Source organism: Streptomyces sp. TRM68416, from assembly GCF_014596915.1.
GTDB lineage: Bacteria > Actinomycetota > Actinomycetes > Streptomycetales > Streptomycetaceae > Streptomyces.
In genome coordinates, this window is record NZ_JACVWU010000012.1 from 80,916 (window position 1) to 97,097 (window position 16,182).

Here is a 16,182-nt window from a genome sequence, read left to right on the forward strand (position 1 = left end):
CTACGTACAACGGACGGTCCGAGCCTCCCCCCTCGTGGCTCGGACCGTCCTCGGTTCCGCGCGCGAAGAACCGCGCGAACAAGGCTAGTTGACTCTGTGTCAGTGTCCAATCACAGTAGCGACAGAGACCTATCGACATATTTATAGTTGGGCGCGGCCGGGGGGCTGCGGGGAAGGCAGGGAAGGGGAGGGCGTGACATGGATCTGGCCTTGTTGCGCACCTTCGTGACCGTCCACCGGGCCGGCTCCTTCACCCGCGCCGCCGCGCTGCTCGGTCTGTCCCAGCCTGCCGTGACCTCGCAGATTCGCACCCTGGAACGGCAACTGGGCCGCCCGCTGTTCCTGCGGCAGGCCCGCGGAGTGACCCCGACGACCATCGGCGACGAGCTCGCCCACAAGGCCGCGCCTCATCTCGACGCCCTGGTGGAGATCGCCGAGACGGGCCTCGACGACGAGTCCTCCTTACGGACGCTGCATCTTGCCGGGCCTCCTGAGTTCACCGCGGAGCGGGCTCTTCCCGCGCTGACGGAGCTGACCGGCGAAGACGGCCAGGGCTTCGCGCTGCGCGCCTCCTTCGGCCATGCCGAGGAGACCCTGGAAGGGCTGGCCGCCGGACACCATGATCTGGCCATCAGTACGGCCCGTCCTCGTGGCGCTCTGCTCACCGCGACTCCGCTCTGCGACGAAGAGCACGTCCTGGTCGCCGCCCCGCGCTGGGCGGAGTGGATCGGCTCCGGCATCCCGCGCATCAAGTCGGCGTCCGAGCTGGAGAACCTACCGGTGATCGAGGTGCACGAGTCGCTGCCCTTCGTCTCCCGGTACTGGGCCTCCGTCTTCGACTCCCGTCCGTCCGGGCCGGGCACCGTCGTCGTTCCCGACCTGCGAGCGGTCCTCGCCTGTGCCGTCACGGGCGCGGGTATCGCGGTCCTGCCCCGCTATCTGTGTGCGCAGGCCCTGGAGCGGGGCGAGGTCGTCGCCCTGCACGAGCCCGCCGTACCGCCGCTGCGAACGTACTTCCTGGTGGTCCGCACCGGCACCCTGGCGATGCCCCACATCGCGCGGGCCCATGACTGGCTGCTGCGGGCGGCCACCGACTGGGGGTGAGCGCACAACCGACGGGGCTCGGGCGAGGTATCACCCGCCGATGGCACCCCATGACGTCCGGCTATGTTTCACGTGGAACCAGCCGGGCCACATTTCTCCCATGACCGTCCGACCCGTGGTCAAGCGCACCGCCCGCGCCGTTCTGCTGGACGGTGACGACCTGATTCTGATCAAGCGCACCAAGCCCGGCATGGATCCCTACTGGCTCACCCCCGGCGGCGGAGTCGAGCCGGAGGACACGACCGTCGTCGATGCCCTGCACCGCGAGGTGTACGAGGAACTCGGCGCCAAGATCACCGATGTGGTGCCCTGCTTCGTCGACACCGTCGAGCACATCGGCGAGGACGGCGGCGCGACCGGCGTGAAGGTCCAGCACTTCTTCGTCTGCCGACTGGGATCCATGGACACGTCCCTGCGGCACGGCCCGGAGGTCGAGGAGCCGGTCGGCGAGTACGAGATCGTCCGGGTGCCGTTCACCCGTGTGGGGATCGCCTCCGTCCACCTCGTCCCGTTGTCGCTGCGCCACTATCTGGACGGCAACATCGAGGGCGTCCGTGCCATGCACGCCCCCGACCTGGGCTGAGCGTCAGCCTCGCTGCACCAATGCATAGGCATCCCACAGGTCTCTGCCCATGTAGGAGTGCGTGGCAAGGCCGGACAGATGGCTGTCCGCATTGACCGCGACGGAGATCGGGACGGCACCGAACAGGTCCTTGTCCGACATGGAGTCGCCATAAGCGATGCAGTCGGCGCGCGTGACTCCGAACTCCGCGCACAGACGGTCGGCGATGTGCACCTTGGCGGCGGCGCTGAGCACACCGGCCGGGTCGACCGGCTCGGTGAACGGCACCGCGGGGAAAACGGATCCGTGGGCCGCGTGCGCGCCCCATTCCGTGAGCCGCTCCACGAAGAAGGAGGGCGAGAGGGACACCACGGCGCAGTACTCGCCCCGCTGTCCGATCTCCGCCCAGACATCACGGATACGGGCCAGCCAGGGAGCCCCCTCGAAAGCAGCCACCACATGCGCCTCGGTGAGATCCGCCCACAGCGCGTGCACCTGCGCCGCGTACTCCGGCGGCCCGATCAGACCTGCCGAGATCGCCCGGTCGAGCGCCACCGTCTCCGCCTCAAGTCCGAGTTGCCGCGAGATCTCCACAGGAGCGGAGGTACCGTGCAGCAACGTGCCATCAAGGTCGAAGAGATGCAGCCGTGTCATGATCCGGAGGCTAGCGGCAGCGCGGAGACTACCCCCTGTCAGGACAGTCAGCCGCACGCTGTTCGTCCATGTTTCACGTGAAACAGCCTGCCTCGGCCGGCTCACCTCCCGTGGACCACAACGTGGCCAAAAGCTCGTACGTCTCCCCCGAAACGGGTGGACGGCAAGGCCCCCCTTCAGACAGCCTGACCTGCGTGCCGACTCCTTCTCCCGCCGCTCTGCCCATCCGCCGTCTGACGCTGCGCGATCTCTCCGCCTGCGCCGACCTCTCCGAGAACCGGGGCTGGCCCCGCGAGGAGCACAAGTGGGGCTTCCTCCTCACCGCCGGGAAGGGCTACGGCATCGACGACCCCGACGGGGGTCTCGTCAGTGCCTGCGTGGTCACCGAGTACGGTCCTCACGGCAGCCCGGATCTGGGAGCGATCGGCATGGTGCTGGTCGCCGAACGGCACGCCCGGCAGGGCATCGGGCGCCGGCTGATGCACCACGTCGTCTCGGCCATGGGCACCACACCGCTGACCCTGCACGCGACCCCGTACGGTCAGCCGCTCTATGAGGAACTCGGCTTCAAGGCCACCGGCCGGGCGGAGATGCTGCGCGGCCACTTCGTAGCGAGGGGGCCGGAGCCGACGGTCGCCACACGGGCGGCGAACGCCGAGGACCTCAGCGCGATCCTGCGGCTGGACGAGGAGGTGTTCGGCTCCGACCGCACGCCCCTGATCACCCGGCTGCCGGCTTTCGCCGACCACCTGCGTGTGGCCGAGGAGAACGGCCGGATCATCGGCTACGCGGCGGCCTGGCCCAACATGGACACCCACGTCGTGGGCCCGCTGATCGCCCGCGACACGGAGACCGCGAAGGCCCTGATCACCTCACTCGCCGCCGTCACCGACCGACCGCTGCGCACCGACATCGACGTGCGGCACGAGGAGCTGCTGGCCTGGGCCAAGGAGCAGGGCCTTTCCTCCGTAGCCTTCAACACGGTGATGACCTACGGCATCGCCGAGCTTCCCGGGGACTGGCAGCGGCGGTTCGCACCGCTCACGGTCGCGGCGGGCTGAGGACGCTCCGATACGTCGACGCCGGTTCCCGAGGTCTGTCGGGAACCGGCGTTCACGCGGTCGTGCTGTCGTCGGTCAGTGGTGGACGGCCACCTCGCGCTCAGCGGGCGAAGCGCCCGTGACGACAGTGCTGGGCACACGGTCCCGGCGCTCCAGGGCCGCGGAGAGCAGGGCCAGGAGCAGCGCGGCCGCGGCGAGCGCGGCGCCGACCCAGTTCGGGGAGGTGTATCCCATGTCGGCGGCGATGACGAGTCCGCCGAGCCAGGCCGCGAGCGCATTGCCGAGGTTGAAGGCGCCGATGTTGACGGCCGAGGCAAGGGTCGGGGCGCCGTGGGCCTGGTCGAGCACGCGCTTCTGCAGCGGCGGGACGGTGGCGAAGCCGAGGGCGCCGATCAGGGCGATGGTGACGGCCGCGAGGACCTTGTGATGTGCGGTGAGCGTGAACAGGGCGAGGACGACGGCGAGGGCGCCCAGGGAGACGTAGAGCAGGGGCATCAGGGCCCGGTCCGCGTACCGGCCGCCGACGAGGTTTCCGCCGACCATACCGAGGCCGAAGAGAACGAGCAGCCAGGTGACCGAGCTGTCGGAGAACCCGGCGACGTGGGTCATCATCGGTGCGATGTAGGTGATGGCCGCGAAGACACCGCCGAAGCCGAGGACGGTCATCGCCATCGCGAGCAGGACCTGTGTGTTCTTGAAGGCGGCCAGTTCATGACGCAGGCGCACGCCTTCGGCCTTGGGCAGGTCGGGGACGAGCCTGGCGATGCCCAGGAGGCCGACCACACCGAGTGCGGCGACGATGCCGAAGGTGACCCGCCATCCGACCGACTGGCCGACGAACGTGCCCAGTGGCACACCGACGACGTTGGCGACGGTGAGTCCGGTGAACATCATCGCGATGGCGCCGGCCTTCTTGTCCGGGGCCACCAGGTCGGCCGCGACGACCGATCCGATGCCGAAGAAGGCACCGTGGGCGAGCGAGGCGACCACACGGCCGACCATCATGACGGCGAAGGCCGGAGCGAGAGCGGACAGCAGGTTGCCGGCGATGAAGAGGACCATCAGCAGCATCAGCATCCGCTTGCGGGAGACCTTGGTGCCGAGCACGGTCATCAGAGGGGCGCCGACCACCACGCCGAGCGCGTAGCCGGTCACCAGCAGGCCGGCGGTGGGGATGGAGACCCCGAAATCGCCCGCGACCTCGGGCAGCAAGCCCATGATCACGAACTCGGTCGTTCCGATTCCGAAGGCCCCGATCGCAAGGGCCAAGAGCGCGAGCGGCATGGGGACGAACCCTTCCCAGAAGATTGCAGAAGCGCTTTACGCCGACTGACAATACTTGCGTACGCGCTATATTTGCAAACGATGGCTATTTCGATGCTGCCCTACCCTGACCCTCAGCCGCTCCGGGACGAAGGAAGACACCCATGACCGCCACTGACCCCGCGCTCACCGCCCTCGCCCAGGGCTGGTGCGCGCTCTCCCTGCTGCACGGACGGATCGAGGCCCACATCGAACGCGCCCTCCAGACCGGACACGGCCTCAGCGTGCGCGAGTACTCCCTGCTGGACGTCCTCAGCCGCCAGCACGACGGCGACGGCGGCCACCTGCAGATGAAACAGGTCGCCGACGCCGTCGTCCTCAGCCAGAGCGCCACCACCCGCCTGGTCACCCGCCTCGAAGACCGCGGCCTGCTCGCCCGCTACCTCTGCCCCACCGACCGCCGCGGCATCTACACCAACGTCACCGAAGCAGGCCTCACCCTCCTCGAAGAAGCCCGCCCCACCAACGAGACCGCCCTGCGCCAGGCCCTCGACGAAGCCGCGAACAACCCCGAACTCGCCCCCCTCGTCCGGGCGGTCGAGTCACTGAAGGCGCCCGCTTAGAGTGCGGCTATGGGAGATCTTGAAATACGAGCCGCAGTCGCCGACGACCTTCCCGCGATCGTCGCGATGCTCGCCGACGATCCGCTGGGTGCCCAGCGCGAGTCGCCGGACGACCTGACCCCGTACCGTTCCGCGCTCCAACGGCTCAGCAGCGACCCGAACCAGCACCTGGTCGTCGCCGTACGCGAAGGCCGCGTCGTCGGCACGCTCCAGCTCACGATCGTTCCCGGGCTGTCCCGTCGCGGAGCCGTCAGATCGATCATCGAAGCCGTGCGCATCCACGCCGACGAGCGCGGCAGCGGCCTCGGCACGCAGCTCATCGAGTGGGCGATCGACGAATCCCGTCGCCAGGACTGCCAGTTGGTCCAGCTGACCTCGGACAACACCCGTACCGACGCCCACCGCTTCTATGAGCGGCTCGGCTTCACGGCCTCCCACGTGGGCTTCAAGCTCGCGCTCTGACCGGGCGAGGCACCCCGGCCGGTGGGCGCCCTGTTTCACGTGAAACAGGGCGCCCACCGGCCGCCACGACCACTAACCGATCCCTCGCCACCCCTCCGGGTCCACACCGCCGGGGACAGGAGCCTCCTCGTCGTACGGCTGACGCGCGAACACGAACGACCCGAGGTCGAGGTGGCTGACCCCTCCGTCGGGGCGCCGTACGGCTCTCAGGAGCTCTCCGGCGTAGTAGCCCTCCAGCCCCGTCCAGGTGCCGTCGCCGTTGGCCCGGAAGCGTGAGCGCCGACCGTTGCCGGACAGCGGCTCCAGCGAGAGCAGCCCGTCGGCCGTCAGCCGCAGGCCGAAGGCATGGGTTCCCCAGTACCACTGGCCCGCCAACTCCAGCACGGAACGGTCGACTTCGGCCATCGGCCGCCAGGGCTCGGGGATCCGCGGCTCGGCGTCGGCGACGATGCGCACGAGGTCGGCGGCGACGTCGTCCGCCACGCTGAAGAACAGGCTCGCCAGGAAGCCCGGCAGCGATCCCGAATGCCCCGCGAGCAGCCGTCCGTGCCGGTGCTGAATCTGAAGTCCCAGACCGTACGTGACGCCGTCCACGACGTCCGCCGACTCGGCGGGAGCCGCGGGCGTCCGCATCTCCCGCACGGTCTCCGCGCTCAGCACACGGTCGTCACCCTTGATCAGGAAAGCAGCGAAGCGCGACAGATCACCGGTCGTGGACCACAGTTGACCGGCGGGAGCCATCCGTCCGAGGTCTTCCGCCGGTTCGGGCAGCATCGCATCGGCCCAGGGATGCACCGCCCAGCCGCCCGCATGCGGCGCCCGTGGGCGCCCGCTCGTACGCTTCAGCCCGAGAGGTTCGAGCACTTCCCGTCGCAGCACGTCCTCCCACGGCTCCCCGCGGAGCTTCTCCACCAGCGCGCCCAGCAGTGTGTAGCCGGGGTTCGAGTAGTGATGGCGGCGGCCGACGGGGTGCAGGAGAGGCTGCTCGCCCAGCACATCGGAGAGTTCGGGCCGCAGGGAACCCGGCGTGCGCTCCCACCACGGCCCGGGCGACTCGGCCGCCAACCCTGCCGTATGAGCGAGCAGTTCGGCCACGGTCGCCTCCCCCGCGCCCGTTCCCGGCAGATGCTTCTCCAACGGATCGCCGAGGTCGAGCAGCCCCTCCTCGCGCAGCCTCAGCACCAACACGGCCGTGAAGGTCTTGGTGATCGAGCCAATCCGGTACTGCACGTTCTCGTCCGGTGCATGCCCGTCCACACACGTACGGCCCCCGTGCCACACGGCGCGTCCGTCCCGCACGACCGCCGCCACGAGCGAGGGCGCCCGCCCCTCGGCCTGGGCCACGGCGATGCGGTGCAGCAGCGCCCGCTGCGTGCCGGCCAGCAGTTCTTTCTGAGGTGTCGTCATGCCCCCAGTCCACCCCGCGGGGCAGGCAGGAGTCGAACGCATAGGGCCCGGCACACCGCCTGGAGCTCCGACGCTCATGACATGTCGCTCTCGCCTGGCCTGATCAGGCGGTTTGCCCGTGCCGGCCGAATACACCACGCCGGCGCCGGGCACGAGGACGGCCGACGAGCCCGGATCGCGCACCGATGAGTTTCCCGCGCCGCGCCGGTCCATCTCCCGGACACCCACGCAGGGAAGGCTGCACCATGCGGAAACTGATCTACGGCATGAATCTGTCCCTGGACGGCTACATCGCCGCGCCCGGCGACAACCTCGACTGGAGCATTCCGAGCGACGAACTGTTCCAGTTCTGGTCCGACCAGTTGCAGGCGACCGACCTGGCGCTGTACGGGCGCAAGCTGTGGCAGACGATGAGCTCCCACTGGCCGACCGCCGACCAGCAGCCGGGCGCCACCTCGGCGGACATCGAGTACGCGCGCCGCTGGCGGGACATGTCGAAGGTGGTGTTCTCCTCGACGATCGACAAGGTCGACTGGAACACCCGCCTGGTCACCAGCGACGCGGTCGCCGAGATCACCCGGCTCAAGGCCGAGGACGGCGGCCCGATGCACATCGTCGGCGCGACGCTCGCCGGGGCTGCCATGAGGGCCGGGCTGATCGACGAGTACATGCTGGCCACGGCCCCCGTCCTGGTGGGCGGCGGCACTCCGTTCTTCACCGTGCTGGACACCTGGGTGAACCTCAACCTGGTGGAGACACGGACGTTCCCCGGCGGCGTACTCCTGACCAGATACGAGACAAGCCGCTGACCAGCCTCCCGCTGCCGCCTCCTACGGCCACACGATCAGGTCTGCGCCATGTCCACGAACCGCGAGTAGTGGCCCTGGAAGGCCACCGTGATTGTCGCGGTCGGGCCGTTACGGTGCTTGCCCACGATGATGTCGGCTTCGCCGGCCCGCGGGGACTCCTTCTCGTAGGCGTCCTCGCGGTGCAGCAGGATGACCATGTCGGCGTCCTGCTCGATGGAACCGGACTCACGCAGGTCGGACACCATCGGCTTCTTGTCCGTGCGCTGCTCGGGACCACGGTTGAGCTGCGAGAGCGCGATCACCGGGACCTCCAGCTCCTTGGCCAGGAGCTTGAGGTTACGGGACATGTCCGAGACCTCCTGCTGACGGCTCTCGGAGCGCTTCGAGCCACCGGACTGCATCAGCTGGAGGTAGTCGATGATCACGAGCTTGATGTCGTTGCGCTGCTTCAGCCGACGGCACTTGGCGCGGATCTCCATCATCGACAGGTTCGGGGAGTCGTCGATGTAGAGCGGCGCGGCGGAGACCTCGGGCATCCGGCGCGCCAGACGGGTCCAGTCTTCGTCGGTCATGGTGCCGGACCGCATGTGGTGCAGAGCCACACGCGCCTCGGCGGACAGCAGGCGCATCGCGATCTCGTTGCGGCCCATTTCGAGGGAGAAGATGACGCTGGCCAGGTTGTGCTTGATCGACGCGGCACGCGCGAAGTCCAGCGCGAGGGTGGACTTGCCCATGGCGGGGCGGGCCGCGATGACGATCATCTGCCCCGGGTGCAGCCCGTTGGTGAGCGAGTCGAGGTCGGTGAATCCGGTGGGCACACCGGTCATCTCGCCGCTGCGGGAGCCGATCGCCTCGATCTCGTCGAGGGCCCCTTCCATGATGTCGCCGAGCGGCAGGTAGTCCTCGCTGGTGCGCTGCTCGGTGACGGCGTAGATCTCGGCCTGGGCCCGGTTGACGATCTCGTCGACGTCGTCGTCGGCCGCGTACCCCATCTGCGTGATGCGGGTGCCGGCCTCCACCAGGCGGCGCAGCACGGCACGCTCGTGGACGATCTCCGCGTAGTACTCGGCGTTGGCCGCCGTCGGCACCGTCTGGACGAGGGTGTGCAGATACGATGCGCCGCCGACCTTGTTGATCTCGCCGCGCTTGGTGAGCTCCGCGGCGATCGTGATGGGGTCGGCCGGCTCGCCCTTGGCGTAGACGTCGAGGATCGCCTGGAAGATCGTTTCGTGCGCGGGCTTGTAGAAGTCGTGGCCCTTGAGGACCTCGACGACGTCGGCGATGGCGTCCTTGGACAGGAGCATGCCGCCGAGGACGGACTGCTCGGCGTCGAGATCCTGCGGCGGCACCCGCTCGAAGGTCGAACCGCCGCCGTCCCACTCGCCGTTCTCCCGGCCACGGTCGTGCTGCTCGTCACGGCCACGGCCGCCGTTACCGCGACGGCGGGAGGCAGGCAGACGATCACTGGGCCCGCTGTCGGCCCACGGGTCGTCCAAGGGCTCGGAAATGCTCACCGAGCAGCCTCCTCCCGTCCGCCGAGCGGACCTCGCGTGCCCATCATTTCTACGGCACGCCACTGACAAATAAGAGGCCCAACTCCAGTTCGGGCGCGTCGGTTTTGTGATGGTTTCTCGACCGACGGACGGAGCGGGCGCCGGACCACGGTAGGCCTGTCGGCACCGTCAGCCAATCTGGTTATCCACAGGGCATGTGGACGACGGCCCGGATGCTGTGGAGAACTCCGCAAAACCTGTGCACGACACGGTGGACAGGCCTGTGAACAAGCCCTCGCCTTTCCCAAGCGGACGCCACTGACCTGCGCGTTTCCCATCCACCGGCTGTGCAGAAGAAAAACTTCCCCAGTCGGACCAAGATCACATCGAACGGCGCTCGACACTCCATGCGGCGAGACGCTAGGTAAGGGTCAGTCAGCAATTGCATCTCTTACCTGTGGACGATTAGATTGGTGCTCATGACACAGGCTCGCGCGACCTCGAAGGCCACCCGCCGACAGCACGACAGAGAGATCGTCGCGCTGGCCGTCCCGGCCTTCGGCGCACTCGTCGCCGAGCCCCTCTTCGTCATGGCCGACAGCGCGATCGTCGGCCACCTCGGCACCGCGCAACTCGCCGGCCTCGGGGTCGCCTCGGCCCTCCTCATGACCGCCGTCAGCGTCTTCGTCTTCCTCGCCTACGCCACCACCGCGGCCGTCGCCCGGCGGGTCGGCGCCGGCGATCTCCAGGCCGCCATCCGCCAGGGCATGGACAGCATCTGGCTGGCCCTCCTTCTCGGCGCGGCCGTCATCGCGGTCGTCCTGCCCACAGCGCCGTCCCTCGTGGAACTCTTCGGCGCCTCCGACACCGCGGCCCCCTACGCCACGACCTACCTACGGATCTCGGCACTCGGCATCCCCGCCATGCTCGTCGTCCTCGCCGCCACGGGCGTTCTCCGCGGACTTCAGGACACCAGGACCCCGTTGTACGTCGCCGTCGCGGGCTTCGTCGCCAACGCCGCCCTCAATCTCGGCCTCGTCTACGGCGCCGATCTCGGCATCGCGGGCTCCGCCTGGGGCACCGTCATCGCCCAGTGCGGCATGGCCACGGCCTACCTCGTGGTCGTGGTCCGCGGAGCCCGCAGACACCAGGCCTCGCTGCGTCCCGATGCGGCCGGCATCAAGGCCTCCGCACACGCCGGCCTGCCCCTGCTCGTACGTACGCTCTCTCTGCGGGCGATCCTGATGATCGCCACGGCGGTCGCGGCCCGCCTCGGTGACGCCGACATCGCGGCGCACCAGATCATCCTGTCCCTGTGGAGCCTGCTCGCCTTCGCCCTCGACGCCATCGCCATCGCAGGGCAGGCCATCATCGGCCGATATCTCGGCGCGGACGACGCCGAAGGCGCCCGTGCCGCCTGCCGCCGCATGGTGGAGTGGGGCATCGCGGCCGGCATCGTCCTCGCCCTACTCGTGGTGATCACCCGCCCCCTCTTCCTGCCCCTGTTCACCAGCGACACGGCCGTCAAGGACACCGCGCTCCCCGCTCTGCTGATGGTGGCGCTCTCCCAGCCGATCTGCGGTGTGGTCTTCGTCCTGGACGGAGTCCTGATGGGAGCGGGGGACGGGCGGTATCTGGCCTGGGCCATGGTGCTCACCCTGGCGGTGTTCACTCCGGTCGCCCTGCTCGTCCCCGTACTCGGCGGCGGGCTCACCGCCCTGTGGGGAGCAATGACGCTGATGATGACGGTGCGAATGCTGACACTGTGGTGGCGCGCCCGCTCGGGCCGCTGGATCGTCACCGGTGCGACGCGCTGACTGTTTCACGTGAAACCGACGTTTCACGTGAAACATGTCCCTCGCCTCTCAGCGAGGACAGACCGCGACAGACACGGAGAAGGGGCCGTACCCATGGGTACGGCCCCTTCTCTCAGCTGTTCAAGCCGAACGCGGCGATCAGGCCGCGACAACCTCGATGCTGACCTTGGCGGCAACCTCGGGGTGCAGACGCACGGACGTCTCGTGAGCGCCCAAGGTCTTGATCGGCGCACCGAGCTCAATGCGGCGCTTGTCGACCTCGGGGCCACCGGAAGCCTTGATCGCGGAAGCGATGTCGGCCGGGGTGACGGAACCGAAGAGACGACCGGCGTCGCCGGAGCGAACGGCCAGACGCACCTTGACCGCCTCGAGCTGGCCCTTGACCTGGTTGGCCTGCTCGATGGTCTGGATCTCGTGGATCTTGCGAGCGCGACGGATCTGCTCGACGTCCTTCTCGCCACCCTTGGTCCAGCGGATAGCGAACTTCCGCGGGATCAGGTAGTTGCGAGCGTAACCGTCCTTGACGTCGACGACGTCGCCCGCGGCACCGAGGCCGGAGACCTCGTGGGTGAGGATGATCTTCATTAGTCGGTCACCCTTCCCTTATCGCGCGGTGGAGGTGTAGGGCAGCAGCGCCATCTCACGGCTGTTCTTGACGGCCGTGGCGACGTCACGCTGGTGCTGCGTGCAGTTGCCGGTCACGCGGCGGGCACGGATCTTGCCGCGGTCGGAAATGAACTTCCGCAGCATGTTCGTGTCCTTGTAGTCCACGTACGTGACCTTGTCCTTGCAGAAAGCGCAGACCTTCTTCTTCGGCTTGCGCACAGGCGGCTTCGCCATGGTGATTCTCCTGTGTGATCAAGAAGTGTGGGTACGACCCACCCTCGGCCCGGAGGCCTAGAAGGGGGGCTCGTCCGAGTAGCCGCCGCCACCGCCGCCGCCGGAGTTTCCACCCCAGCCGCCGCCACCGCCGCCCTGCTGGCCACCGGCAGGAGCGCCGGTCGCCCACGGGTCGTCGGCGGGAGCACCGCCGCCCTGCTGACCGCCGCCGGGGTTTCCACCCCAGCCGCCGCCACCCTGGCCGCCACCGCCACCGAAGCCACCGCCCTGGCCACCGCGGCCGGCGGTCTTGGTGACCTTGGCCGTGGCGTTGCGCAAGCTGGCGCCGACTTCCTCGACGTCCAGCTCGTAGACCGTGCGCTTGACGCCCTCACGGTCCTCGTAGGACCGCTGCTTCAGCCGGCCCTGCACGATGACGCGCATGCCTCGCTGGAGCGACTCGGCGACGTTCTCCGCTGCCTGACGCCAGACCGAGCAGGTCAGGAACAGGCTCTCGCCGTCCTTCCACTCGTTGGTCTGACGGTCGAAGGTGCGCGGGGTGGACGCGACACGGAACTTCGCGACCGCCGCACCGGAAGGGGTGAAGCGCAGCTCGGGGTCGTCGACAAGATTGCCGACGACCGTGATGACGGTCTCGCCTGCCATGGGGGAACCTCTCGGCGGGTTTGCTGCTGGCTGCTTGTGCTGCTACTCGAATCCCGAGATCGGCTGAGCGGGAGAGCTCAGTGGGTCTCGGGGCGGAGGACCTTGGTCCGGAGGACCGACTCGTTCAGGTTCATCTGGCGGTCGAGCTCCTTGACGACCGCAGGCTCGGCCTGCAGGTCGATGACCGAGTAGATGCCCTCGGGCTTCTTCTTGATCTCGTACGAGAGACGACGACGGCCCCAGGTGTCGACCTTCTCGACCTTGCCGTTGCCCTCACGGACGACGGAGAGGAAGTTCTCGATCAGGGGGGCGACAGCGCGCTCCTCCAGATCGGGGTCGAGGATGACCATCACCTCGTAGTGACGCATGTGGAACCCACCTCCTTTGGACTCAGCGGCCACGGTCGTTCCGTGGCAGGAGGGTTGTGATGCGTACGCAACGGTATCGGCCGCCACTGACAATCGGGGTCCCTCTCGGGAGTCCCGGCCGTGACGTGGGCAGACACCGGTGCAGACGGTACAGCCTACCCGCACACCGGCTTCCGGTTGAAATCCGGCGGCCAGGACCGACAATCTGTACACATCGGGTGTGTATGGCGCTACGATGCGCCGACTTTCGCAGGAGGTGCCCCATGGCACAGGCATTGCGACCCAACACCGTCGGGGGTCTTTTCGCCACGGACGGAAAGCCCCACCCGCTCCAGGACACGCTGCTCGCGGTGACCCTGGTGCTGGGCCTCACGTCTTTCGTCACCGCGATGTTCCACGACCTGCACCTGCTCAGCTCCTGGACGGGCCTGCTGGGCATCGGCACCGGCGCCTACGGCCAGTGGATCTCGGAGACGACCCGCGAGCGCTTCGGCCTGATCGTGGGCCTCGGTGCGGCCGCCATCGGGTTCTTCCTGGGCATGGCGCACGGCGGTCTCTTCGGCGGGGTCATCGGCTGACGCCGTAGACGCCGTCCTCGGACCCCCGGACAACTCCCACAGCACCGCTGAAGCGCCCCGGTCGCCCACCGGGCCGGGGCGCAGCTTCCGTACGCCCAGTCAGGGCGCTCGCAAGGCGCAGTAGGCTTCGGCGCGAGAGCCGGAGCCCCTGTACCCATGGGGACACACCAGCCCGAGGAGCGCCCCGAATGAGCCTGACCCTGAGGACGATCAGCCGCGAGCAGCATCTGGCGTACATCCAGAGCCTGCCGGCGGCTAGCCACATGCAGGTCCCGGCCTGGGCCGACGTCAAGGCCGAGTGGCGCTCCGAGAGCCTCGGCTGGTTCGACGACCGGACCGGCGACATGGTCGGCGCGGGCCTGGTCCTCTACCGTCAGCTGCCCAAGATCAAGCGCTACCTGGCCTATCTGCCCGAGGGCCCGGTCATCAACTGGTTCGCGCCGAATCTCACGGACTGGCTGGAACCGATGCTCGCGCACCTGAAGCACCAGGGCGCCTTCTCGGTGAAGATGGGCCCGCCGGTGATCATCCGGCGCTGGGAGGCCAACTCCATCAAGCAGGGGATCCAGAACCCCGATGTGAAGCGGCTGCGTGACATCGAGGCCGACTTCATCGAGCCGCGCGCCTTCGAGGTCGCCGACAAGCTGCGCCGTATGGGCTGGCAGCAGGGCGAGGACGGCGGGGCCGGCTTCGGTGACGTACAGCCCCGCTACGTCTTCCAGGTGCCGCTGGCGAACCGCTCGCTGGAAGAGGTCCACAAGAACTTCAACCAGTTGTGGCGCCGCAACATCAAGAAGGCCGAGAAGGCCGGTGTCGAGGTCGTCCAGGGCGGCTACCACGACCTCGAGGAATGGCAGCGGCTGTACGAGATCACGGCGGTGCGCGACCACTTCCGGCCCCGCCCGCTGTCGTACTTCCAGCGCATGTGGACGGCCCTCAACACCGAGGACCCCAACCGCATGCGGCTGTACTTCGCCCGTCACAACGGCGTGAACCTGGCCGCGGCGACGATGCTGGTCGTCGGCGGGCACGTCTGGTACTCCTACGGTGCCTCCGACAACATCGGCCGTGAGGTCCGGCCCTCGAACGCGATGCAGTGGCGGATGCTGCGCGACGCCTACGCGCTCGGCGCGACCGTCTACGACCTGCGCGGCATCTCCGACTCGCTGGACGAGACCGACCACCTCTTCGGTCTGATCCAGTTCAAGGTGGGCACGGGCGGTCAGGCCGCCGAGTACCTCGGCGAGTGGGACTTCCCGCTGAACAAGCTCCTCCACAAGGCGCTCGACATCTACATGTCGCGCCGCTGAGCCACGGCTTTTTGCTTCGATGGTTTCGACAGCTTCGACAACCTCGTTCGCTTCCACACCTCTGATACACCGCAGCCACGAGAAAGGTTCCAGGTCCGGCCATGGCGCTCACGCTCTACGTCGACACCGCGCGCTGGCGGGCGCACCACAAGCACGTGCAGGAGCAGTTCCCGGGCCTCGTCCCGGTCTGCAAGGGCAACGGCTACGGCTTCGGGCACGAGCGCCTCGCGGAGGAGGCCACCCGGCTGGGCTCGGACATCCTTGCCGTCGGCACGACGTACGAGGCCGCGCGCATCAAGGACTGGTTCGGCGGTGACCTGCTGGTCCTGACGCCGTACCGGCGCGGCGAGGAGCCCGTGCCGCTGCCCGACCGGGTCATCCGCTCGGTGTCGTCGATCGACGGCGTGTACGGCCTCGTGGGGGCCCGGGTGGTGATCGAGGTGATGTCCTCGATGAAGCGGCACGGTGTGAGCGAGCAGGACCTGCCGCAGTTGCACGCCGCCATAGAGAACGTCCGCCTCGAAGGCTTCGCCATCCACCTGCCGCTGGACCGCACCGACGGCTCGGACGCCGTCGAGGAGGTCATCGGCTGGATGGACCGTCTGCGCGCGGCCCGGCTGCCCCTGCACACGATGTTCGTCAGCCACCTCAAGGCCGAGGAACTCGCCCGTCTCCAGCAGCAGTTCCCGCAGACGCGCTTCCGCGCCCGCATCGGCACCCGGCTGTGGCTGGGCGACCACGACGCCACCGAGTACCGGGGCGCGGTCCTGGACGTCACCCGTGTCGCCAAGGGCGACCGCTTCGGCTACCGGCAGCAGAAGGCGGCCTCGGACGGCTTCCTGGTCGTCGTTGCGGGCGGTACCTCGCACGGGGTCGGCCTGGAGGCTCCCAAGGCGCTGCACGGCGTCATGCCGCGCGCCAAGGGCGTCGCCCGCGCCGGCCTCGCCACGGTCAACCGCAACCTCTCCCCGTTCGTCTGGGGCGGCAAGCAGCGCTGGTTCGCCGAGCCGCCGCACATGCAGGTCTCCATCCTGTTCGTGCCCTCGGACGCGCCCGAGCCCAAGGTCGGCGACGAGCTGGTGGCCCATCTGCGGCACACCACCACCCAGTTCGACCGCATCGTCGACCGCTGAGCAGCGGACTCAAGCGCAGCACAAAGGCCGTGCACGGGCTGTCCCGTACACGG

The 16,182-nt window shown here is 68.6% G+C and carries 18 protein-coding genes; 10 read left to right on the forward strand and 8 right to left on the reverse strand.

The annotated features are described in order from the left end of the window. The first annotated feature begins 198 nt into the window (after window positions 1-198). Together ICC28_RS20245 and ICC28_RS20250 are read left to right on the forward strand one after the other, a co-directional pair. Window positions 199-1,104: a LysR family transcriptional regulator gene (locus ICC28_RS20245; RefSeq protein ID WP_188290045.1), complete on the forward strand. Its 906-nt coding sequence runs from the start codon at window positions 199-201 to the stop codon at window positions 1,102-1,104. A gap of 100 nt (window positions 1,105-1,204) precedes the next feature. Then, window positions 1,205-1,687 carry an NUDIX domain-containing protein gene (locus ICC28_RS20250; protein ID WP_188290046.1) on the forward strand — a complete coding sequence of 161 codons (483 nt, stop codon included), beginning with the start codon at window positions 1,205-1,207 and terminating at the stop codon, window positions 1,685-1,687. Window positions 1,688-1,690: 3 nt separating this feature from the next. Here ICC28_RS20250 and ICC28_RS20255 read toward each other — a convergent pair whose 3' ends face one another. After that, window positions 1,691-2,320: an HAD family hydrolase gene (locus ICC28_RS20255; RefSeq protein WP_188290047.1), complete on the reverse strand. Its 630-nt coding sequence runs from the start codon at window positions 2,318-2,320 to the stop codon at window positions 1,691-1,693. Between the two features lie 194 nt (window positions 2,321-2,514). Here ICC28_RS20255 and ICC28_RS20260 point away from each other — a divergent pair, with 194 nt between their 5' ends. Beyond that, a complete protein-coding gene (locus tag ICC28_RS20260; protein ID WP_188290048.1) occupies window positions 2,515-3,381 on the forward strand; it encodes a GNAT family N-acetyltransferase in 867 nt (288 codons plus the stop codon). Window positions 3,382-3,456: 75 nt separating this feature from the next. Here the strand turns inward: ICC28_RS20260 and ICC28_RS20265 are convergent, their stop codons facing one another. Then, complete coding sequence (locus ICC28_RS20265) at window positions 3,457-4,665, reverse strand: MFS transporter (protein ID WP_188290049.1); 1,209 nt, start codon at window positions 4,663-4,665, stop codon at window positions 3,457-3,459. A gap of 143 nt (window positions 4,666-4,808) precedes the next feature. Between ICC28_RS20265 and ICC28_RS20270 the strand changes: the two genes are divergently transcribed. After that, a complete protein-coding gene (locus ICC28_RS20270; protein WP_188290050.1) occupies window positions 4,809-5,267 on the forward strand; it encodes a MarR family winged helix-turn-helix transcriptional regulator in 459 nt (152 codons plus the stop codon). A 9-nt stretch (window positions 5,268-5,276) separates the two neighbouring features. Then, the gene (locus tag ICC28_RS20275) at window positions 5,277-5,729 is read left to right on the forward strand and encodes a GNAT family N-acetyltransferase (RefSeq protein WP_188290051.1); all 453 of its coding nucleotides are present in this window, start codon (window positions 5,277-5,279) and stop codon (window positions 5,727-5,729) included. A gap of 72 nt (window positions 5,730-5,801) precedes the next feature. On the opposite strand, the gene ICC28_RS20280 is transcribed toward ICC28_RS20275, so the two are convergent. Further along, window positions 5,802-7,136, reverse strand: coding sequence for a serine hydrolase domain-containing protein (locus ICC28_RS20280; protein ID WP_188290052.1), 1,335 nt, complete (start codon window positions 7,134-7,136; stop codon window positions 5,802-5,804). 245 nt (window positions 7,137-7,381) lie between these two features. On the opposite strand from ICC28_RS20280, the gene ICC28_RS20285 reads away from it, so the two are divergent. Continuing rightward, window positions 7,382-7,945 (forward strand): dihydrofolate reductase family protein, encoded by a 564-nt coding sequence (locus ICC28_RS20285; protein WP_188290053.1) that lies wholly within the window; start codon window positions 7,382-7,384, stop codon window positions 7,943-7,945. A 35-nt stretch (window positions 7,946-7,980) separates the two neighbouring features. Here ICC28_RS20285 and dnaB read toward each other — a convergent pair whose 3' ends face one another. Then, complete coding sequence (dnaB, locus tag ICC28_RS20290) at window positions 7,981-9,459, reverse strand: replicative DNA helicase (RefSeq protein WP_188290054.1); 1,479 nt, start codon at window positions 9,457-9,459, stop codon at window positions 7,981-7,983. A gap of 449 nt (window positions 9,460-9,908) precedes the next feature. On the opposite strand from dnaB, the gene ICC28_RS20295 reads away from it, so the two are divergent. After that, window positions 9,909-11,255, forward strand: coding sequence for an MATE family efflux transporter (locus ICC28_RS20295; protein WP_411158614.1), 1,347 nt, complete (start codon window positions 9,909-9,911; stop codon window positions 11,253-11,255). Window positions 11,256-11,393: 138 nt separating this feature from the next. Here the strand turns inward: ICC28_RS20295 and rplI are convergent, their stop codons facing one another. The 4 genes from rplI to rpsF all read right to left on the reverse strand — a co-directional run bounded on the left by rplI (window position 11,394) and on the right by rpsF (window position 13,108). Then, window positions 11,394-11,840 carry a 50S ribosomal protein L9 gene (gene rplI, locus ICC28_RS20300; RefSeq protein ID WP_188290056.1) on the reverse strand — a complete coding sequence of 149 codons (447 nt, stop codon included), beginning with the start codon at window positions 11,838-11,840 and terminating at the stop codon, window positions 11,394-11,396. A gap of 18 nt (window positions 11,841-11,858) precedes the next feature. Beyond that, a complete protein-coding gene (rpsR, locus tag ICC28_RS20305) occupies window positions 11,859-12,095 on the reverse strand; it encodes a 30S ribosomal protein S18 (protein ID WP_003949403.1) in 237 nt (78 codons plus the stop codon). Window positions 12,096-12,152: 57 nt separating this feature from the next. Beyond that, window positions 12,153-12,740, reverse strand: a complete 588-nt coding sequence (locus tag ICC28_RS20310) for a single-stranded DNA-binding protein (RefSeq protein WP_188290057.1) — start codon at window positions 12,738-12,740, stop codon at window positions 12,153-12,155. Window positions 12,741-12,817: 77 nt separating this feature from the next. Then, window positions 12,818-13,108, reverse strand: a complete 291-nt coding sequence (rpsF, locus tag ICC28_RS20315; protein WP_005482942.1) for a 30S ribosomal protein S6 — start codon at window positions 13,106-13,108, stop codon at window positions 12,818-12,820. A 263-nt stretch (window positions 13,109-13,371) separates the two neighbouring features. Here rpsF and ICC28_RS20320 point away from each other — a divergent pair, with 263 nt between their 5' ends. The 3 genes from ICC28_RS20320 (at window position 13,372) to ICC28_RS20330 (ending at window position 16,129) form a co-directional block, all read left to right on the forward strand. Then, window positions 13,372-13,686, forward strand: a complete 315-nt coding sequence (locus ICC28_RS20320) for a hypothetical protein (RefSeq protein ID WP_188290058.1) — start codon at window positions 13,372-13,374, stop codon at window positions 13,684-13,686. Between the two features lie 188 nt (window positions 13,687-13,874). Further along, window positions 13,875-14,996 carry a peptidoglycan bridge formation glycyltransferase FemX gene (gene femX, locus ICC28_RS20325; RefSeq protein ID WP_188290059.1) on the forward strand — a complete coding sequence of 374 codons (1,122 nt, stop codon included), beginning with the start codon at window positions 13,875-13,877 and terminating at the stop codon, window positions 14,994-14,996. A gap of 101 nt (window positions 14,997-15,097) precedes the next feature. Further along, entirely contained in the window at window positions 15,098-16,129 is a 1,032-nt protein-coding gene (locus ICC28_RS20330; protein WP_188290060.1) for an alanine racemase, read from the forward strand. The last annotated feature ends 53 nt before the right edge of the window (window positions 16,130-16,182 follow it).